The sequence below is a fragment of the Streptomyces sp. NPDC001880 genome, assembly GCF_053594575.1.
This window is the reverse complement of sequence record NZ_JBSFET010000016.1, coordinates 1-20878: the sequence shown is the minus strand read 5'-3', so window position 1 is coordinate 20878 and position 20878 is coordinate 1. Positions and strand designations below refer to the sequence as shown.

Annotated in this window: 15 protein-coding genes; 12 read left to right on the top strand and 3 right to left on the bottom strand. The window is 72.1% G+C overall.

Features of this window, described 5'->3' with window-relative positions:
* Window positions 1-49 precede the first annotated feature (49 nt).
* Both malQ and ACWCQ6_RS12585 read right to left on the bottom strand, forming a co-directional pair.
* Window positions 50-2284 (bottom strand): 4-alpha-glucanotransferase, encoded by a 2235-nt coding sequence (gene malQ / locus ACWCQ6_RS12590; protein WP_451088282.1) that lies wholly within the window; start codon window positions 2282-2284, stop codon window positions 50-52.
* Window positions 2285-2557, bottom strand: a complete 273-nt coding sequence (locus ACWCQ6_RS12585) for a hypothetical protein (protein WP_451088280.1) — start codon at window positions 2555-2557, stop codon at window positions 2285-2287.
* Window positions 2558-2867: 310 nt separating this feature from the next.
* Between ACWCQ6_RS12585 and ACWCQ6_RS12580 the strand changes: the two genes are divergently transcribed.
* The gene (locus ACWCQ6_RS12580; protein WP_451088278.1) at window positions 2868-5882 is read left to right on the top strand and encodes a beta-N-acetylglucosaminidase domain-containing protein; all 3015 of its coding nucleotides are present in this window, start codon (window positions 2868-2870) and stop codon (window positions 5880-5882) included.
* A gap of 41 nt (window positions 5883-5923) precedes the next feature.
* On the opposite strand, the gene ACWCQ6_RS12575 is transcribed toward ACWCQ6_RS12580, so the two are convergent.
* Window positions 5924-6463: an HNH endonuclease gene (locus ACWCQ6_RS12575; protein ID WP_451088276.1), complete on the bottom strand. Its 540-nt coding sequence runs from the start codon at window positions 6461-6463 to the stop codon at window positions 5924-5926.
* Window positions 6464-6828: 365 nt separating this feature from the next.
* On the opposite strand from ACWCQ6_RS12575, the gene ACWCQ6_RS12570 reads away from it, so the two are divergent.
* The 11 genes from ACWCQ6_RS12570 to ACWCQ6_RS12520 form a co-directional block, all read left to right on the top strand.
* Entirely contained in the window at window positions 6829-7893 is a 1065-nt protein-coding gene (locus ACWCQ6_RS12570; RefSeq protein ID WP_451088274.1) for a mechanosensitive ion channel family protein, read from the top strand.
* A 209-nt stretch (window positions 7894-8102) separates the two neighbouring features.
* Window positions 8103-9326 (top strand): ROK family transcriptional regulator, encoded by a 1224-nt coding sequence (locus ACWCQ6_RS12565; RefSeq protein WP_451088272.1) that lies wholly within the window; start codon window positions 8103-8105, stop codon window positions 9324-9326.
* Window positions 9327-9384: 58 nt separating this feature from the next.
* Window positions 9385-10722 carry an ABC transporter substrate-binding protein gene (locus ACWCQ6_RS12560; RefSeq protein WP_451088270.1) on the top strand — a complete coding sequence of 446 codons (1338 nt, stop codon included), beginning with the start codon at window positions 9385-9387 and terminating at the stop codon, window positions 10720-10722.
* 7 nt (window positions 10723-10729) lie between these two features.
* On the top strand, window positions 10730-11671 hold the full coding sequence (locus ACWCQ6_RS12555) for a carbohydrate ABC transporter permease (RefSeq protein WP_451088268.1): 942 nt from the start codon (window positions 10730-10732) through the stop codon (window positions 11669-11671).
* Between the two features lies 1 nt (window position 11672).
* Window positions 11673-12584, top strand: a complete 912-nt coding sequence (locus ACWCQ6_RS12550; RefSeq protein WP_451088266.1) for a carbohydrate ABC transporter permease — start codon at window positions 11673-11675, stop codon at window positions 12582-12584.
* A 3-nt stretch (window positions 12585-12587) separates the two neighbouring features.
* A complete protein-coding gene (locus tag ACWCQ6_RS12545; RefSeq protein ID WP_451088264.1) occupies window positions 12588-13877 on the top strand; it encodes a 6-phospho-beta-glucosidase in 1290 nt (429 codons plus the stop codon).
* Entirely contained in the window at window positions 13868-14842 is a 975-nt protein-coding gene (locus ACWCQ6_RS12540; RefSeq protein ID WP_451088262.1) for an N-acetylglucosamine kinase, read from the top strand. Before ACWCQ6_RS12545 ends, ACWCQ6_RS12540 begins: the two co-directional genes overlap by 10 nt.
* 326 nt (window positions 14843-15168) lie before the next feature.
* Window positions 15169-16554: a hypothetical protein gene (locus tag ACWCQ6_RS12535; protein ID WP_451088260.1), complete on the top strand. Its 1386-nt coding sequence runs from the start codon at window positions 15169-15171 to the stop codon at window positions 16552-16554.
* Window positions 16555-16793: 239 nt separating this feature from the next.
* Entirely contained in the window at window positions 16794-17780 is a 987-nt protein-coding gene (locus tag ACWCQ6_RS12530) for a glutamate ABC transporter substrate-binding protein (protein ID WP_451088420.1), read from the top strand.
* A gap of 104 nt (window positions 17781-17884) precedes the next feature.
* Entirely contained in the window at window positions 17885-19210 is a 1326-nt protein-coding gene (locus ACWCQ6_RS12525; RefSeq protein ID WP_451088258.1) for a hypothetical protein, read from the top strand.
* Between the two features lie 61 nt (window positions 19211-19271).
* Window positions 19272-20878 (top strand): serine/threonine protein kinase (locus tag ACWCQ6_RS12520; protein ID WP_451088256.1); only part of this gene is annotated, 1607 nt, incomplete at its 3' end.

Sequence of the window (20878 nt, the reverse complement as noted above, 5' to 3'; positions counted from 1 at the left end):
CGCCTACGAGGGGCGCGCGCCCGGGGGTGCCGTACGGGGTCGGGCGTGATCACGGGTGGGCGTGCGGGTGGGCTTCCGGGTCTGGTTCCGGGCGGTCCTCGCGTGGGCGGAAGACCGCCATCAGCCGGTGCAGGCGGGGTGCGGCGGCCAGTTCCTCCAGGGTGACCGGACGGTCCTCCGCATCGGCGACGGGCAGGCGCCAGTTGGGGTACTGGTCCCAGGTGCCGGGGAGGTTCTGGGGGCGGCGGTCGCCGAGTGTGTCGGGCAGCCAGACGCCGGTCATGCGGGCGGGGGTGCGCAGCAGGAAGCGGTGCACGGCGCGGACGGCGCCCTCCTCGTCGCCCTCACCCTCGGGGAGCAGGCCGAGTCTGGCCAGATGTCCCAGCCACTCGGCGGTGTCGGCCGCGTCCGTCGTCAGCTCCTGGTCGAGGGGGCGGGTGAGCAGGCCCAGGCGGTGGCGCAGCGTCACATGGTCGCCGGTCAGCCGGGCCGCGGTGGACGGCAGATCGTGGGTGGTGACGGTGGCGAGGCAGTCCTCGCGCCACTCCTCGGGGGCCAGTGGGCGGCCGGTCCCCGCCCAGTCCCGTTCGAACCAGAGGACGGAGGTGCCGAGCACGCCGCGCCGGGCCAGCGCCTCGCGGACCCCCGGCTCGACCGTGCCGAGGTCCTCGCCCATGACGACCGCGCCGGCCCGGTGTGCCTCCAGGACGAGGACCGCGAGCATCGCCTCGGCGTCGTGGGTGACATAGGTGCCCTCGGTGGGCGGGCGTCCCTCAGGCACCCACCAGAGCCGGAACAGGCCCATGACGTGGTCGATGCGCAGGGCGCCCGCGTGGGCGAGGAGCCCGCGCAGCAGTCCGCGGTACGGGGCGTAGCCGGAGGCGGCGAGGACGTCCGGGCGCCATGGCGGCAGGCCCCAGTCCTGGCCGCGGGCGTTGAAGGCGTCCGGCGGCGCACCGACGGACATGCCGTGCGCGAAGGCGTCCTGCTGGGCCCAGGCGTCGGCACCGCCGGGGTGCACGCCGACGGCGAGGTCGTGGACGATGCCGACGGCCATGCCCGCGTCGAGAGCGGCGCGCTGGGCGGTGGCGAGCTGACCGTCGGTCAGCCAGGCGAGCCGGCAGTGGAAGTCGACCCGGTCCAGCAGTTCGCCGCGGGCGCGGGCGGCCTCCTGGGAGCGGGGGTCGCGCAGCCCGGCGGGCCAGCTGTGCCAGTCGGGGCCGTGCACCTCGGCGAGGGCGCACCACAGGGCGTGGTCCTCCAGGGCCTGTCCCTGCTCGGCCAGGAAGTCGCAGTACGCGGCGCGGCGGCCGGGGGTGAGGGGCACCTGCCGTACGAGTTCGAGAGCCTGGCGCTTGAGGTCCCAGACGGCGTCGCGGTCGATCAACGCGCCCTTGTTCAGGACGGTGTCGCGGAGCGTCGCGGCGTCCTGGCGCAGGTCGTCGAGGGCGGCCCGGTCCGTCACGTGCCCGTACTCGGGGACGGACTCGATGTGCAGATGCACGGGGTCGGGGAAGCGGCGCGACGAGGGGCGGTACGGAGAGGGGTCGGTGGGCCTGCCGGGTACGGCGGCGTGGAGCGGGTTGACCTGGACGAATCCGGCGCCGAGGGTCCGCCCGGACCAGGCGGCGAGGTCGGCGAGATCTCCCAGGTCGCCCATGCCCCAGGAGCGGGCGGAGAGCAGGGAGTAGAGCTGGACGAGGAAGCCGTGGCTGCGGGCGGGCGGCCGGGGTGCCCGGGGCGGGGCGACGACGAACGTGCAGGCCGCGCTGCGGCCGCCGGGCGCCCGTACGGCCAGCCGGTGCACCCCGAGCGGCGGCTCGGCCCACCAGGCGGGGACCGCGGGCGCTCCGGCACCGTCCCCCGCCCCCTCCGCGCCCGGCGGATCCGCCACCGCGTCCACCGGATCCGCCCGCCCGCCGTCGGTGCCCCGCACCGAAACGGCCGGATCCGGTCGGTCGGCCGGAATACGCATCCGCGGGGACGGGGCCGAACCGGGGTCTTCGAGGGCGATTTCCAGCGTGGTGCCGGGCGGCAGGCCGGTCAGGGCCTCGGGCAGCGGCTCGCCGGTCCACACCACCAGCGTCGGCGGGAGCAGCCGGGAGCGGGCCGAGGACTCGGCGGCGGCGAGCGATTCCCGTACCGCTTCGGGCGTGGTGGCGTCCACGCCGAGCGCGGCGAGCACGGCGACGACCGTGTCGTCGGGAACGGACACGGTCACGTCGGCGGACGGGGAGTAGGAGGTGGCGACGCCGTGCAGCGCGGCGAGCCGGTCCAAGCCCATTCAGACTCCTGGGAACTCCGTGCCCCACGCGGCGCCGGACGTGGCCGGCTCGCTGGTCAGCGGGGCGTTGACGGCGAGCGGGGGTTCGCTGGTCAGGGGGGTGGCGTCGGCGAGCGGCGGCTCGCTGGTGAGGGGTATCGCATCGGCGAGCGGCGGCTCGCTGGTCAGCGGGCCGGGGCCGGGCACGGGGGCCGGCGCGAGGGACGGCGGGGCTGCGGGACCGGGTTCCTGTCCGGGGAGGGCGGAGAGCAGACGCTTCGCGACAGCGGGCATGGTGGCCTCCTGGCCGTGGGGAAACAGGACACAGCAGGCCTACCCGGCGGACTCGACCACTGGCGTAGGCGTCATCACAACGAATTCAACGTGCTCTGAGTCACATCCCGTTCCCCTCGGGCCCGTTCTCCGCAAGTTGTCCGCTGTTTTCGGCCATCCGGCGTCATCTTTGGCGTCGGCGGCCCCGGTCCGCCGACGCTCACCCCACCTGCACCATCGGGCATTTCCGGCACACCACCCACGCGCATTGACACCCTTGCGCGCGGGTGGTGGGCTCGGAGCCCAGCGGCGGGAACGAGGGAGACGAGCGATGCGGCTCAGGCGCGGAACGCAGGCAACGGCCATCGCGGTCGCGGTGCTCGGCGGACTGCTCTCCACGGGCACCACGGCGGCCGTTGCGGCCCCGTCCACGCCCGGCTCCACCGCGGTCACCAACCCCGACCGCACGGACGACACCGCACTGCCCTCCGTGTGGCCCCGGCCGCAGTCCGTCCAGGCCGCCGGATCGTCCGTACCGCTCTCCTCCGAGGTCACCCTCGTCGCCGGCGCCCACGCCGATCCGTACGCGGTCGACGCGCTCCGGCAGGTCCTGCGGGACGCGGGCGTGCGGACCGTCCACGAGGCGCTGCCCGGCCGCGGCCCGGTCATCAGGCTCGGCGGCGACAGCGCCCGGGACGCGCTGCGCACCCTGCACGCGCCCACGCGCGGCGACCTGCCCTCCGGGGGCTACCGGATCGCGGTCGGCCGGGTCGCGGGCCGGGACACCGTCGCCGTGGACGGTCTCGGCGAGGACGGCCTCTTCCACGGCGTGCAGACACTGCGTCAGCTGATCCGGGACGGGAGCGTCGCCGGAGTCACCGTCAGGGACTGGCCGGGCACCGCCGTACGCGGCACGACCGAGGGCTTCTACGGGCAGCCGTGGACCCACGAGGAACGGCTGGCCCAGATCGGCTTCATGGGCCGCACCAAGCAGAACAGGTACCTGTACGCGGCGGGTGACGATCCGTACCGCCAGGCCCGTTGGCGCGACCCGTACCCGGCCGGCCGGCGGGCCGACTTCCGGGCGCTGGCCGAGCGGGCCCGCGCCGAGCATGTGACGCTCGGCTGGGCCGTCGCCCCCGGCCAGGCCATGTGCATGTCCTCGGCCGGCGACGTGAAGGCGCTGACGAAGAAGCTCGACGCGATGTGGGCGCTGGGCGTGCGGGCCTTCCAGCTCCAGTTCCAGGACGTCAGCTACAGCGAATGGCACTGCGACGGCGACGCCGACACCTTCGGCAGCGGCCCGCGGGCGGCGGCCAGGGCGCAGGCGCGGGTGGCCGGCGAGGTGGCGCGCCATCTCGCGGACCGGTATCCGGGTTCGCAGCCGCTGTCGGTGATGCCGACGGAGTTCTACCAGGACGGGTCCACCGACTACCGCAAGGCGCTCGCCGAGGAACTGGACGACCGGGTCCAGATCGCCTGGACCGGCGTCGGGGTCGTGCCGAGGACCATCACCGGCAAGGAGCTGGCCGGCGCCCGCGCCGCGTTCGGGCATCCGCTGGTCACGATGGACAACTACCCGGTCAACGACTACGCGCAGGACCGGATATTCCTCGGCCCGTACACCGGCCGGGACCCCGCGGTGGCCACAGGGTCCGCGGCACTGCTCGCCAACGCGATGGAACAGCCGTCCGCGTCCCGCATTCCGCTCTTCACCGCCGCCGACTTCGCCTGGAACCCGAGGGGTTACCGGCCGCAGGAGTCCTGGCAGGCGGCGATCGACGACCTGGCGGGCGCCGACGCGCGCACCAGGGAGGCGCTGCGGGCGCTGGCCGGGAACAACGCGACATCCGTGCTGGGCGGCGACGAGTCCGCGTATCTGCGGCCGCTGCTGGCCGCGTTCTGGAAGTCCCGCGGGGCGCACGATGCAACGGAGCGGGACGGCGCGGCGCGCAGGCTGCGAGAGGCGTTCACCGTGATGCGCCAGGCCCCGCAGCGGCTGAAGGGCCTGGCGGACGGGCGCCTGGACGACGAAGTGCGGCCGTGGACGGAGCAGTTGTCCCGCTACGGCCGGGCCGGCGAACTGGCCGTCGATCTGCTCCAGGCGCAGTCGCGCGGCGACGGCGACGCCGCCTGGAAGGCGTCGGTGGCCCTGGAGCCGGTGCGCAAGGCCGCCAAGGCGGACGAAGCGACGGTCGGCAAGGGCGTGCTGGGCCCGTTCCTGGACCGGGTGCGCCGGGAGGCGGACGCCTGGACGGGCGCGGACCGCGACGCCGGTACGGTGACGAAGGCTCCGGGCAGCTACACGGTCCGGCTGAACCGGGCGCGCCCGGTGGAGACGGTGACGGCGATGACCCTGCCCGGTGGCGGCACGGTGGCCGGCGCGGCGCTGGAGGCCCATGTGCCCGGGGAGGGCTGGCGCCGCCTGGGGGCGCTGTCGGCGAGCGGCTGGACCCAGACGGCGGCGAAGGGGCTGCGGGCCGACGCGATCCGGATCACCTGGCCCGCGCACGTCCCGGCGATGCCTTCGGTCGTCTCCCGCACGGTGGCACCGATGGCCCCGGGAGGCAGCGCCTCCGGGAGCACCCCGGTGCCGGCTCCGCGGGTGCACGCGCTCGTGCCCTGGTTCGGGGACGAGCCCGCCGCCCGGCTCGATCTGCCACGCGGCGAGACGGATGCCGAGATCGGCGGCGGGCCGCAGCGGGTCGAGGCGCGCCTCGCCGCCCGGCGCCCCGCCGAGGTGCGTGGCACGCTCACCGCGAAGGCACCCAAGGGCATCGAGGTGGAGGTCCCGAAGCAGACGAGGGTGCCGCGCGGTTCCCGTACCGACGTGCCCGTGGAGATCACGGTTCCCGCGGGCACCCCGGCCGGGGAGTACGAGGTGCCGTTCAGCTTCGGTGACGAACGCAGCACGCTCACCGTCCGGGCGTTCCCGCGCACCGCAGGCCCCGATCTGCTGCGCACCGCCACCGCGTCCTCGTCCGGCGACGAGACCCCGGACTTCCCGGCGGCGGCCGCCTCCGACGGCGATCCGGAGACCCGCTGGTCCTCACCGGCCGAGGACGGTGCCTGGTGGCAGGCACAGCTGCCGCGGGCCGCCCGGATCGGCCGGGTGGTGCTGCACTGGCAGGACGCGTACGCCACCCGCTACCGCGTCCAGGTCTCCTCGGACGGCCGCAGCTGGCGCACGGCGGCAACCGTCCGGGACGGCAGGGGCGGGCGCGAGTCGGTCCGGATGGACGCGAAGGACGCCCGCTATCTCAGGGTCCAGGGCGATGCCCGGGGCACCGAGTTCGGCTATTCGCTCTGGTCGGTGGAGGCGTACGCCGTCGCCGCGACGGAGTAACGGTCCGGGTTTTTCCCGGGGACGGCGAAGGCCCGGATCTCTCAGGCGGAAATGCTGCCTTCGATCCGGGCCAGTGCGTCGTCCGCGCCGAACGGTTGCAAGTACGGCAGCCAGCGCGGGTCGCGGTGTCCCGTGCCGATGATCCGCCAGGCGAGCCCCGTCGGCGGGGCGGGCTGCTGGTGCAGCCGCCAGCCGAGCTCCGGCAGGTGCCGGTCCGCCTTGAAGTGGTTGCAGCGGCGGCAGGCCGCCACCACGTTGTCCCAGACGTGCTGTCCGCCGCGGCTGCGCGGAATCACATGGTCGACGCTGGTCGCGGTGGCGCCGCAGTACATGCAGCGGCCCCCGTCCCGGGCGAACAGCGCCCTGCGGGTCAGCGGTACGGGCCCCCGGTAGGGAACCCGTACGAACCGCTTCAGGCGGACGACGCTGGGGGCCGGGACGACCCGGGTGGCACTGCGCATGAAGGCGCCGGACTCCTCCAGGCAGATGGCCTTGTTTTCGAGGACGAGGACGAGCGCGCGGCGGAGCGGCACGACGCCGAGTGGCTCGTACGACGCGTTGAGAACCAGGACGTGCGGCACGGTGGATGCCTCCTTGTACGCCGGCGGCGCGTGGCTCGCGCCGGGACGATCCGGTCTCAGTCTCTACTCCTGCCTGGTGGAAGCGCCACCACGTGCGCGTAACGGGCCGGAAGGATTTTCGCCCGGGTCACCGGCCGCTCGCGCCGCGGCCACCGGCGGAACAGGCGCTTTTGCCCCGCTTCCGCGACGGCCCGCGCGCGATGTGCGATCGGCCACAGGCAGCCGCCGCGACCCCGCCTCCGCGCTGCTTCCCGCCCTCGGTGTCCCCTCGTGAGACGTGTCTCTCCGCTCGGTAACGGCAATGGACCACTCCCGATGCCCCGTTAGTGTGGTCGGGCCGCCGTTGCCCATCTGGAGGTCCCACCGTGTCCCTGTCCGCCCTGTTGGCCGCAGCCCCGTCACCCGAGCCCGGCAGCTCGCTGGACGAAGCCGCCAAGCAGGCCGGCGATGCCGCGGGCTGGGTGCAGGAGAACTGGTCCACCTGGCTGAGCACCGGTCTGCGCATCATCCTCATCGTGGCGATCGCCATCGTGTTGCGGAACGCGATCCGGCGGGCTATCACCAAGCTCATCGACCGGATGAACCGCAGTGCCCAGGCGGTGGAGGGCACCGCGCTCGGCGGGCTGCTGGTCAACGCGGAACGCCGCCGTCAGCGCTCGGAGGCGATCGGTTCGGTGCTCCGCTCGGTCGCGTCGTTCCTGATCCTCGGCACGGCCGCCCTGATGATCCTGAGCGCGTTCCAGATCAACCTGGCCCCGCTGCTGGCCTCCGCCGGTGTGGCCGGTGTGGCGCTCGGTTTCGGTGCGCGCAACCTGGTCACCGACTTCCTCTCCGGTGTCTTCATGATCCTGGAGGACCAGTACGGCGTGGGCGACACCATCGACGCGGGCGTCGCCTCCGGCGAGGTCATCGAGGTCGGCCTGCGGGTCACGAAGCTGCGCGGCGACAACGGCGCGATCTGGTACGTCCGCAACGGCGAGGTGAAGCGGATCGGCAACCTCAGCCAGGGCTGGTCGACGGCCGGCGTCGATGTGATGGTGCACCCGACGGAGGACCTCGACAAGGTTCGTACGGTGATCACCGAGGCCGCCGCGGCGATGGCCAAGGAGGACCCCTGGAACGAGCTCCTGTGGGGCCCGGTGGAGATCCTGGGCCTGGACACGGTGCTCCTGGACTCGATGACGGTCCGGCTGAGCGCGAAGACGATGCCGGGCAAGGCACTGGGCGTGGAGCGCGAGCTGCGCTGGCGGATCAAGCGTGCCTTCGACGCGGCGGGCATCCGCATCGTCGGCGGTGTCCCGGCCCAGGCGGACGAGCCCTCCGGCCCCGACCCCGCATCCGGCATGGCCGCCCCCTCGGCCTACGCCTCGACCACCTCCCCCCAGTCCCTGGCCACGGCCCCGATCACCCCGCCGAACATCTCGAAGTAGCACTCGCCGGGCGGGCCGATACGGTGCCAACTCGGTTCGCCGGCGATCCGGTTGGGCATGCCTCACCATGGACCCGGATATTCCGGAAGTCGTCCGGGTAACGCTTTGGTTGCCACCGCGGCGCTGCCCATTGACGGCCGGGTGACGCGCGCATACCGTCCTCTCACCAAATAGGAAACTTTCCTAACAGAGGGGCAGGTGCAGCACTCATGGCCGGAACCACACCGGGTACCCCCCGCGTTCTGCGAGCCATGAACGACCGGGCTGCTCTTGATCTGCTGCTGGAGCACGGCCCCCTCTCACGGACCAGGATCGGGAAGCTGACCGGGCTCTCCAAGCCCACCGCTTCGCAGCTGCTGGCGCGGCTGGAGGCGGCCGGGCTGGTCGTCGCCACCGGGACCGTGGCCGGACGGCCGGGGCCCAACGCCCAGCTGTACGGAGTGAACGCGCGGGCCGCGCATGTCGCGGGGCTGGATGTGAACGCCCGCCGGATCGTCGCGGCCGTCGCCGATGTGACCGGGGAGACGGTCGGACAGTTCGAGCTGCGCACCCCCGGGCGGCGCGCCGACGGTGTGGTGCAGCAGGTGGCTCGGGCGCTGGACGGGGCGGTGAAGGACGCCGGGCTCACCCGCTGCGATGTGCACCGGGTCGTCATCGGCACCCCGGGCGCCTTCGACCCCGGTACCGGGCGGCTGCGGTACGCCTCGCACCTGCCGGGCTGGCACTCCCCCACGCTGCTGGAGGAGCTGGCCGCCTTTCTGCCGATGCCGGTGGAGTACGAGAACGATGTGAACCTGGTCGCGGTGGCCGAACAGCGGCTGGGCGCGGCGCGGGGGTACGAGGACTTCGTCCTGCTGTGGAACGAGGAGGGGCTCGGTGCCGCCCTCGTCATCAACGGACGGCTGCACCGCGGCTTCACCGGCGGCGCGGGCGAGGTGGGTTTCCTGCCGGTGCCGGGTGCCCCGCTGGTCCGTCAGGTCACCAAGGTGAACGCGGGCGGCTTCCAGGAGCTGGCGGGCGCTCAGGTGCTGTCCCGGCTGGGCCGGGAGCTCGGCATCGACGACGAGCTGATCCGCGCCCCCGGCACCCATCACGAGGTCGCGGCCCGGTTGCTCGCCCGCGCCGCCGAGGCCGCCGAGGCGGGTGAGGACGGCCCGTACCCCCGGCTCCTCGATCTGTTCGCCACCGGTCTCGCGACCGGTCTCGCCTCCCTGACCGCCGTGCTCGACCCGGAGGTCGTCGTGCTGTCCGGCGAGGTCATCGCGGCCGGCGGCGAGCCGCTGCGCTGCCGGGTGGAGTCCGAGCTCACCGAGCTGGCGGCCTCCCGGCCCCGGCTGATCGCCGGGGACGTGAAGCACCGCCCCGTACTGCGCGGCGCGCTGGAGAGCGCACTCGCCACCACCCGTGACGAAGTCTTCGACACGTCCCGCTGACCCTTCTCGGTCCGTCCTCCTCCGTACCCCGCCCCCATTCCTTCACCGGGAGACCGCCATGTCCGGAAACCGCCGGAAGACGGCCGCCGCGCTCGCCGCGACGGCCGCCATGTCCCTGCTCGCCTCGGCCTGTACGGGCCAGAGCAACTCCGGTGCCAGTGATGACCCGTCCAAGGAGACGACCATCACTTTCTGGCACGGCTGGATCGACCCGAACGAGGTCCGGGGAATCCAGGCGACGGTCGACGCCTTCGAGAAGGCGCATCCCAACATCCATGTGAAGGTCGTCGGCAACATGACCGACGACAAGGTCAACCAGGCGCTGCGGGCGGGCGGTTCGAACGCCCCGGACGTCGTCTCGTCGTTCACCACGAACAATGTCGGCAAATTCTGCTCGTCGAAGGCGTTCGTCGATCTGAATCCCTTCCTGAAGAAGGACGGGATCGACCCGGACAAGACCTTCCCCAAGGCGATGAACGAGTACACGCAGTTCGACGGGGTGCGCTGCACCGTGCCGCTGCTCGGTGACGCGTACGGCCTCTACTACAACAAGGACGCGTTCGAGAAGGCCGGTATCGCGGGGCCGCCGAAGACCTGGTCGGAGTTCGCCGAGGCCGCCAGGAAGCTGACGAAGAGCAAGGGCGATTCGTACGAGCAGCTCGGCTTCATGCCGAACTACCACGGTTACGAGTCGACGACCGAGCATTACCTGGGCAGCTGGACCCCGAAGTACTTCGACGCGGACGGCAGGTCGAACATCGCCAAGGACCCCGCGTTCGCCGCCATGCTCACGGCCCAGAAGAAGCTGGTCGACGACCTGGGCGGCTACGAGAAGCTGGAGAAGTACCGTACGGCGTTCGGTGACGAGTGGGGTGCCGAGCACCCGTTCCACACCGGCCAGGTGGCGATGCAGCTGGACGGCGAGTGGCGGCTCGCGATGGCCGAGGAGACCGAGCCGGACTTCGAGATCGGCGTCGCCCCGATGCCCGTCGCCGACGACGAGGCCGACTCCTGGGGCAAGGGCTATCTGACCGGCACCATCGCCGGTATCGCCGCCACCTCGAAGAAGCAGAATGCCTCCTGGGAGCTGGTGAAGTTCATGACGACCGACACCGATGCCGTCGTGAACTTCGCCAATGCCATTCACAATGTGCCGTCCACCCTGGCGGCGCTGAAGTCGCCGAAGCTGAAGTACGACCCGCGGTTCAAGACGTTCCTGGACATCGCCGCGAACCCGAAGAGCACCACCACCCCGCCCTCGGTGAACGGCGGCGCATACCTGGTGTCCCTGCAGAACCTCGGGTTCGACATCGAGAAGGGCAACCAGAAGGACATCAAGGCGGGTCTGGAGAAGACAGCCAAGGAAATCGACGCGGCGATCGCACAGGCGGAGTAGAACCGCGATGACCACGTACACACTCCGTTCGAAGCGCCGCCGGTCGGCGCTTCGGACAGCGGCCTTCATGTCGCCGTGGCTGATCGGGTTCTGTGTCTTCTTCGCCTACCCGCTGATCTCCACCGTCTATTTCTCCTTCACCGACTACGACGGTTTCACGGCCCCCGAGTTCAGCGGGCTGCAGAACTGGTCGTTCGTCCTCAACGACTACCCGTTGTTCTGGCCGGCGCTGCGCAACACGCTCTGGCTGGTCGTGGTGATGGTCACCTGCCGGGTGGTGTTCGGACTCGGTGTCGGGCTGCTGGTCACCCGGATCAAGACGGGGGCCGGGGTCTTCCGCACCCTGTTCTACCTGCCGTACCTGGCCCCGCCGGTCGCGGCGACCCTGGGCTTCGTCTTCCTGCTCAACCCCGGGACCGGGCCGGTCAATTCGATCCTCGGCGAGCTGGGGCTGCCCACGCCCGGCTGGTTCACCGACGCCACCTGGTCCAAGCCGGCGCTGACCGCGCTCGCGGTGTGGGGGGTGGGCGACCTGATGGTGATCTTCATGGCCGCCCTGCTCGACGTACCGAAGGAGCAGTACGAGGCGGCGGAGCTGGACGGGGCGACGGCGCTCCAGCGGTTCCGCTTCGTCACCCTGCCGAACATCTCGCCGATCATCATGTTCGCGGTGGTCACCGGGATCATCCAGACGATGCAGTACTACACCCAGCCGTTCGTGGCCGGGAAGGTCGCCTCCGGAGTGATGGGCGGCTCCGGGCAGCAGTTCGAACCGGGCTACCCCGACAAGTCGACGCTGACGCTTCCGCAGCTCGTCTACAACCTCGGTTTCCAGCGCTTCGACTACGGCTCCGCCTGCGTGGTCGCACTCGTTCTCTTCGTACTCGCCATGGCGTTCACCGCACTGCTGATGCGGCGCCGCAGCGGACTGATCCAGGCAGGTGAGTGACGTGGCGCAGGTTCTCGACACCCCGGAGAAGGTCGCCCCCGCGGCCGCCCCGGGCACCCCGGACACCCCGGCCGGGCGCAGGGCCCGCCGCAAGGCGCTGCTGAACTGGATCGCCGTGCACGCGCTCGGTGTCGCCGCCGCGCTCTTCTTCGTGCTGCCGTTCGTCTTCCTGGTGCTCACCTCGTTGATGAGCGGCCAGCAGGCGCTGACCCGCGATCTGTGGCCGCACCCCTTCGAGTGGGGCAACTACCAGCGGGTGTTCGAAACCGACGGCTTCCTGATCTGGTGGCGGAACACCCTGCTGTACGCGGGACTCGGCACCGTCCTCACGGTCGTGTCGTCGCTGCCCGTGGCGTACGCACTCGCCAAGTTCCGCTTCCGCGGCCGGCAGTTGTCGCTGATGCTCGTCATCTCGATGATGATGCTGCCGCCGCAGGTCGTCGTCATCCCGATGTACCTGTTCTGGGCCAAGCATCTGGACCTGTCCGGCACGCTCTGGCCGCTGATCATCCCGATGGCCTTCGGCGACGCGTTCTCCATCTTCCTGCTGCGGCAGTTCCTGCTGACCATCCCGAACGAGTACCTCGACGCGGCGAAGGTCGACGGCTGCGGCGAACTGCGCACCCTGCTCAGGGTCGTGGTGCCGATGGCGAAACCGGGCATCGCCGCCGTGGCCCTCTTCCAGTTCTTCTACGCCTGGAACGACTACTTCGGCCCGCAGATCTACGCCTCGGAGAACCCGGCCGCCTGGACGCTCAGTTACGGGCTGGAGTCCTTCAAGAGCGCGCACCACACCGACTGGAACCTGACCATGGCCGCGACCGTACTGGTCATGGCCCCCGTGATCCTCGTCTTCTTCTTCGCACAGAAGGCATTCGTCGAGGGCGTCACACTGACCGGAGTAAAGGGCTGACCTATGAAGCTCGCAGTAGTTGGTGGCGGGTCCACCTACACCCCTGAACTGATCGACGGCTTCGCCCGGCTGCGGGACACGCTGCCCATCGAGGAGCTGGTGCTCGTCGACCCGGCGGCCGACCGGCTGGAACTCGTGGGCGGCCTCGCCCGGCGGATCTTCGCCAAGCAGGGCCACCCGGGGCGGATCGTCACCACCTCGGACCTCGACGCGGGCGTCGCCGAGGCCGACGCGGTCCTGCTCCAGCTGCGCGTCGGCGGCCAGGCCGCCCGCAACCAGGACGAGACCTGGCCGCTGGAGTGCGGCTGCATCGGCCAGGAGACCACCGGCGCCGGCGGCCTCGCCAAGGCGATGCGCACCGTGCCGGTCGTCCTGGACATCGCCGAGCGGGTCCGCCGCACCAACCCGAACGCCTGGATCATCGACTTCACCAACCCGGTCGGCATCGTCACCCGGGCGCTGCTCCAGGCCGGCCACAAGGCCGTCGGCCTGTGCAACGTGGCGATCGGCTTCCAGCGGAAGTTCGCCCGGCTGCTCGACGTCACCCCCGGCGAGGTGCACCTCGACCATGTCGGGCTCAACCACCTGACCTGGGAGCTCGGGGTGCGCCTCGGCGGGCCCGACGGCGAGAACGTGCTGCCGAGGCTGCTCGCCGAGCACGGCGACACGATCGCGGGCGACCTGCGCATGCCCCGGGCGATCGTCGACCGGCTCGGCGTCGTCCCCTCGTACTACCTGCGCTACTTCTACGCGCACGACGCGGTCGTGCGGGAGCTCGGCACCAAGCCGTCCCGGGCCGCCGAGGTCGCCGCGATGGAGAAGGAACTCCTCGCCATGTACGGCGATCCGGCGCTGGACGAGAAGCCCGCGCTGCTCGCCAAGCGCGGTGGCGCCTTCTACTCGGAGGCGGCCGTGGACCTGGCGTCCTCGCTGCTCGGCTCGGGCGGCTCCGCGGTGCAGGTGGTCAACACGTACAACAAGGGCACACTGCCGTTCCTGCCGGACGACGCGGTGATCGAGGTGCAGGCCCGGGTCGACGGCACGGGCGCGACGCCGCTCGCCGTTCCCGGGCTGGACCCGCTGTACGCCGGTCTGATCGCCAACGTGACGGCGTACGAGGACCTCGCCCTGGAGGCCGCGCTCCGCGGCGGCCGGGCCACCGGGCGGGCGGGCGGGAGGGACGCGGTCTTCAAGGCGCTGCTCGCGCACCCGTTGATCGGCCAGTTCGAGTACGCCGAGGCGCTCACCGACAAGCTGATCGCGCACAACCGGGAGTACCTGGCGTGGGCGTGAATGCTTCGGTCCTCGCGATCGACGCGGGGAACAGCAAGACCGACGTGGCACTGATCGGTGCGGACGGAACGGTGCTTTCGACGGCCCGGGGCGGCGGCTTCCAGCCGCCGGTGGTGGGCGTGGAGGCGGCGTTGGACGTCCTGGCCTCGGTGATCGAGCAGGCTCTGGCCGCGTCCGAGCAGTGCGTCGCCGGCGTGGAGCATGTGTCGGCGTGTCTGGCCAACGCCGATCTCCCGGTGGAGGAGGCCGAGTTGGCCGAGGCCCTGGTCCGCCGGGAGTGGGGCCGCACGGTCGAGGTGCGCAACGACACCTTCGCGATACTGCGCGCGGGGGTGGACGAACCGCGCGGTGTGGCCGTGGTCTGCGGCGCGGGGATCAACTGTGTCGGCATGGTGCCGGACGGGCGGACCGCGCGGTTCCCCGCCATAGGCCGGATCTCCGGTGACTGGGGCGGCGGCGCGGGGCTGGCCGAGGAGGCGATGTGGTTCGCCGCGCGGGCCGAGGACGGGCGCGGTGAGCCGACCGAGCTGGTCCGCACGCTGCCGGGGCACTTCGGGCTCGGCTCGATGTACGAGCTGATCGAGGCGCTGCATCTGGGCCGGGTCGAGTTCGAGCGCCGGCACGAGCTGGCTCCGGTGCTCTTCGCGACCGCGGCGGCCGGGGACGCGGTCGCGGGTGCTCTGGTGGACCGGCTGGCGGAGGAGGTCGTCGCGATGGCCTCGGTCGCCCTGGGCAGGCTGGACCTGCTGGACGAGGAGGCGCCGGTGGTGCTGGGCGGCAGCGTACTGGCGGCCCGTCACCCTCAGTTGGACGCGAGGATCGGCGAACTCCTCGCGGTGCGGGCCCCGAAGGCGGAGATCCGGGTGGTGACCCAGCCGCCGGTGCTGGGCGCCGCGCTGCTCGGCCTGGACCACACGGGCGCGGCCGCCGGGGTGCACGAGAGGCTGCGTGCGCAGCACGGCTGACATGTGGTCCGGGATCCACGGCATGGCCTGGGGGCGTTCCGTCGCGTTTTCGCGCTGCGGGGCGCCCCTCGCGTACGGGAACCGTTCAGTTGTCCCGGACGTGTTCATGGGTGGGGAGATCGGTCCGCTCCGGGTACTGGTCCGTCGATCGGCTTGATCGGCGGCGCATGCCTTGATCGAATGCGTGTGGGCGCATCCGTGGGCCGATGCAGGATCCGGACGTTCGTGGTGTGGATGCCGGTCCCTGCGGCCATACTTCATGGCCGGGTACCGGTCCCCGATCGGCCGGGGGTCGGACCACCGTCAGTGACCGAGGGGGAGGTCGGGTGACATACCCGCCGAATGTGCGCACGGCGCCTGAGCACGGGCCGGTGCAGCCGCCCGCGACCGCACCCGCTCCGCCGCAGCGCGGCGTGCTGTCCGTGACGGCCGACAAGGTGCGGGCCGCGGCCACCACCGAGCCGGGCAGACTCCAGATCATCGGGGCCGTACTGGCCCTGCTCGTCGTGGCGTTCGGAGCCGTCACGGCCTTCGAGATCGCCGACCGGGCGGCCGCCGCCGACGACGTGGTGGGCCGCAGCCAGCCGCTGAGCGCCGACGCGGCGGCCATCTACCGCTCGCTCGCGGACGCCGACACCGCCGCGGCGAGCGGTTTCCTGGCCGGGGCGCAGGAGCCGCGCGATGTCCACGACCGGTACGAGAAGGACATCCAGGAGGCCTCCCGCCTCCTGGTGAAGGCCGCCGCCAACACCGACGCGTCGACGAAGTCCGGTCAGGAGATCACCACGCTCAGCAAGGAACTCCCCCGGTACACGGGCCTGATCGAGCGGGCCCGCGCCAACAACCGGCAGGGCCTGCCGCTGGGCGGCGCCTACATCCGGTACGCCAACCAGCGGATGAGCAAGGTGATGCTGCCGGCCGCCGAGCGGCTGTACACGGCGGAGACCGGCCGGCTCGGCGAGGACAGCGACTCGGCCAGGGCCCGGCCGTTCTTCTCGCTCGGGCTCGGGGTCGTGGCGCTGGGCGGGCTGGTCTGGGCGCAGCGGCGCAACTACCTCAGGACGAACCGGGTGTTCAACCACGGGCTGCTCGTCGCGACCGCGGCGTCCACGGTGCTGCTGCTGTGGCTGGCCGTGGGGCACACGGTGGCGCGGTCCGAGCTGCACGCCGCCGATGTCGACGGGCAGCAGTCCCTCGACGTCCTCAACCACGCGCGGATCGACTCGCTGAAGGCGCGCGCCAATGAGAACCTCACTCTGGTCGCCCGCGGCGCCGTGCTCACCGCGGACGGCAGGAACGACAAGTACGAGACCGACTACAGCACGGGCATGAAGGCCCTCGGCGAAGAGCTGTCGAGAGCCGGGAAGCTCGCCGACGACGACCGGGGTAGAGGGCCGGTGACGAAGGCCGTCGACGCCGTCGCCGAGTGGCAGGACCGCCACCGGACGGCCCGTACGGCCGACGACAGCGGCGACTACGAGGGCGCGCGGACACAGATCATCGGGTCGAAGGACTCGACGGGTGAGTCCTTCGAGCGGGTGGACGACGCGCTGAAGCAGGCGCTCGCCCATGAGCAGGGCGAGTTCACCCGGGCCGCGAAGGGCGGGCAGGGGGCGCTGGGCGGGCTGCCGACCGGGGCCGCCGCACTGGCCGCGCTGGCCGCCGTGGCCGCGATCCTCGGCGTCAACCGCAGGCTCTCGGAGTACCGGTGAGAGGAGGAGCGATGACCAGGAAGCGCGCGGGTGCGAGGGCCCGCGCCGAGTTTCCCGCCGGATCAGGGAGCGCGGTCCGGGGCCTTCGGATCCAGGGCGGAGGAGGGAATCGACGCGGAGCGTCGGTGACCGACGACAACGCCGGAGACGGAGGCCCCGGACCGCGCGAGCCCGGCGGCAAGCTCGGCGCGGGCCCTGGGGCCCGCGGCAGGCTGCGCGGCTGGGGCGGGGTGACGGGCATGGCCGTGGCCTGCGCGGTGACGGCCGCACTCACCCTGCTACCGCTCTCCCACGGCGGCGCCGAGGTCCTCGGCGCGGATGTCGCGGGGCCGGGCACGGCCGGGGCCGTGCAGATCAGGGCCGACGGCTGCACGGACCCGGAGGCGAGCCTTCCGCCGTCGTCCGGCAGCGGTCCGAACATCGAGAAGATCAAGAAGCGCGGAAAGCTGATCGCGGGCGTCGACCAGAACAGCTTCAGCTGGGGATACCGCAATACGGCGGCCGCCGAGGGCAAGGACAAGCTCGAAGGCTTCGACATCGATCTGGTGCGGGCCATCGCCGAGAACATCCTGGGCGACCCCGACGCGGTGATCTTCCGGGCCATCCCCACCAACCAGCGGATCGCCGCCCTGGAGAACGACAAGGTCGACGTCGTCGTCCGGACGATGACCATCAACTGCAGCCGGCTGAAGCAGGTCTCGTTCTCCACGGCCTACTTCCAGGCCGGGCAGCAGGTCCTCGCGCCGAAGGAATCGACGATCACCGGCTTCGGCAAGTCGCTGACCGGCAAGCGGGTCTGCACCGCCGAGGGCTCCACCGCCTACGAGGCGCTGGAGAAGCAGTCGTTCGGGGCGGTCTTCAAGGACCCGCACGACGGCACCGAGGCGGACGAGGACCAGCTCACCGTCCCCAACCAGCTGGACTGCCTGGTGCGGCTGCAACTGGGCGAGGTCGACGCGGTGGTCACGGACAACGCGCTGGCGGCCGGCCAGGCCGCCCAGGACCCGGCGGTCGAGCTCAAGGGCGACAAGCCGTTCACCACCGAGTACTACGGCGTGGCGGCGAAGCTCGGCGCCGACGACCTGGTGGCACGGGTCAACCAGGTTCTGGTGGACTACCGCAGGGGCGGCAAGGACAGCCCCTGGATGCAGTCGTACCGGAACTGGCTGGAGGACGGTCTGCCGGGGATAACGGCGCCGCCGGCCCCCAAGTACCGGAGCAACTGACGCCGGACCGGCCGGGTGGGCGCGACGGAGCGGGCCCGGCCGCAGAGACAGTGGTACTGATCCTGCCGGGGCCCGCCCCGGCAGGAAGAGCGGAGAGGTGATCGATGGGCGTCGCGGGCCCCTTCCCCGGCCAGGCGGCCGGGCCCCCCGTCCCGGTCATAGACCGGGACGAGGCGGACCGTGCGCTGGCCCGGCTCGGCGCGGAGCACGAGGCGATCGAGACCTCGCTCCTCGCCCTCCAGGACCATGCGGGCCGCCGGCTCCTGGAGGGCGCCGAGCTGACCGGTGTCACCAAGGAACGCTGGGCCTCGACCGATCAGGCGATCACACTGCTGTGGCGGTATTTCGACGCCTATGCGGGGGTGCTCGCCCAGGCGCGTGCGGTGCGGGCCCGCCGCCGCTGTCCCAACCGGGACGATCTGGTGGCCCTCACCGAGCTGCTGCGCGGCCAGGGCGTCACGGTGGCGCACGCGGCGGCCCGCCCCGATCCTTCGGTGGGCGGCCCGGCCAGGCTCTCCGAGCGGTTCACGCTGGAGGAACTGGTCGGCCGGATGAACGAGCTGTACGCCCGCTCGCTGGACATGGTCGTCGCCTCCGACTCCGTGTGGTCCGCGCTGCCCGCCCGGATAGATCTGCTCGCCGCCGAGCTGCACCGCACCCGTTCGCTGGCGCACTCCGTGGGGGTGCGGCCCGGTGAGCACCCGGCGGGCGACGACCTGGAGGCGATCACCCACGAACTGGCCACGCTCCGGGTCCAGGTGATCTCCGATCCGCTGGCCTTCTGGCTACCGGGACCGGGCAGTTCGGCACCCGGCGGCGGCCGCCCCGACACGGCGCGCTACGACCGGGCGGCCCGCGCCCTGGACGACGTACGCCGTGAGATCGAGGCGGTGCTCGCGGTGCGGCAGGACGCCGAGCAGCGCCTGGTCCAGCTGCGCGACGTGCTCTCCCGCGCGGACCGCACCCTGACCGAGGCCCGGGCGGCGCGCGGCGAGGTGCTGGCGAAGATCGCGGCCTCCGAGGTGCCCGCGGTCAGCGGCCCGCCGACCGTGCTCCAGGAGCGGCTGGCCGCCGCCTCGGAGTACCGCAGGCATGCCCAGTGGCACCGGCTGTCCCCGCTCCTGGAGAAGCTGGAGCGGGAGGCCGAGGACGAATTGCTGCGGGCCCGTGAGTCGTTGACCGCGGTCACGGCCCCGCTGGCGGTGCGGGCGGAGCTGCGCGGCAGGCTCGACGCGTACAAGGCGAAGGTCGCCCGGCACGGTCTGGCCGAGGATCCGTTGCTGATCGAGCGGTACGACGCGGCGCGCCGGATGCTGTGGAGCGCACCGTGCGATCTGCGGGTCGCCGGACAGGCGGTGCTGCGCTACCAGGAGGCGGCGGCCGAACTGCTCTCCCAGTACCGGGCGCCGGGACCGGAGGGCCGGCGATGAGCACAGGGGTACGCAAGGCGCAGGGGCCGCTGCGGCGGCGGGGCGATCAGGGGGACCGACCATGAGTACGCAGTGCCAGCGCCCCGCGTGCGAGGGCAGTTACGAGGACATGGGCGGCGGTGAGCTGTACTGCGACACCTGCGGTCTGGCTCCGGTCGTGTCGCCGGCGGGGCCTTCCCCGTTCGAGCGAAGCCGAGAACCCGGGGACGGTCTGGTGAGCTCGCCGCCCACCGGGATCGCGGGCGGCGGCGCGAACAGCCGGGGCAGCAGGAGTGGTTCACGGTCCTCGTCCCGGGCGTCCTCGCGTTCGTCCCGCTCGTCGACCTCTCGGCGTTCGGTGTCGGGGCGGCTCTCGCGTTCGCTGTCCGGCTCCGCCACCTCTCCCTCGGTATCGGTGCGTTCCTCCGGTTCGTCCTCGGGCGCGTCCGCCCGGGGCAGGCTGGGTGCGGGCCTGGTGCAGGTGCCGGACGTGCCGCGTCCCGACCCGCGCTCGGCGGTGATGGAGAACCCGGAGGTGCCGGAGCGGAAGCGATTCTGTTCGCGTTCCGACTGCGGGGCCCCGGTCGGCCGGTCCCGCGGTGAACGGGTGGGCCGCACCGAAGGGTTCTGCACCAAGTGCGGTCACCCCTACTCGTTCGTGCCCAAGCTCCACGCGGGCGACATCGTGCACGGCCAGTACGAGGTCGCCGGCTGTCTGGCGCACGGCGGACTCGGCTGGGTCTATCTCGCGGTCGACCGTGCGGTCTCCGACCGCTGGGTGGTGCTCAAGGGCCTGCTCGACACCGGTGACCAGGACGCCATGGCGGCCGCGATCTCCGAGCGCCGCTTCCTCGCCGAGATCGAGCACTCCAACATCGTCCGGATCTACAACTTCGTCGAACACCTCGACCAGCGCACCGGCTCGCTCGACGGCTACATCGTGATGGAGTACGTCGGCGGCAAGGCGCTCAAGGACATCGCCAACGAGCGCCGCACCGCCGCGGGCAAGCGCGATCCGCTGCCGGTCGAGCAGGCCTGCGCGTACGGCATCGAGGCGCTGGAGGCGCTCGGTCATCTGCACAGCCGCAACCTGCTGTACTGCGACTTCAAGGTCGACAACGCGATCCAGACCGAGGACCAGCTGAAGCTGATCGACATGGGCGCCGTCCGCAGGATGGACGACGACGAGTCGGCCATCTACGGCACAGTGGGGTATCAGGCGCCGGAGGTCGCGGAGGTCGGCCCGTCGGTCGCCTCCGACCTGTACACGGTCGCGCGGACACTCGCGGTGCTCACCTTCGACTTCCAGGGCTACACCAACGTCTTCGTGGACTCGCTGCCGGACCCGGACAACATCGAGGTGTTCCGGACCTACGAGTCGTTCTACCGGCTGCTGGTGCGGGCCACCGACCCGGATCCGGCGCGGCGGTTCGCCTCGGCGGCGGAGATGGCGGAGCAGCTGACGGGTGTGCTGCGCGAGGTGGTGTCGCTGCAGACCGGGCGGCCGCGTCCGGCGCTGTCGACGCTGTTCGGTACGGAAGTACGGGTCACGGACACGCAGTTGTTCCCCGAGCTGACGGACGACGTGTCCCGGCTGGGGGCCCGGGGCACCGCGTCCGGCCGCTCCGGGCGGTGGCGGAGCGGGGCGGCCGGCGCCGCGCCGGCCGCGGTGCCGGTGGCGCCCGCCGC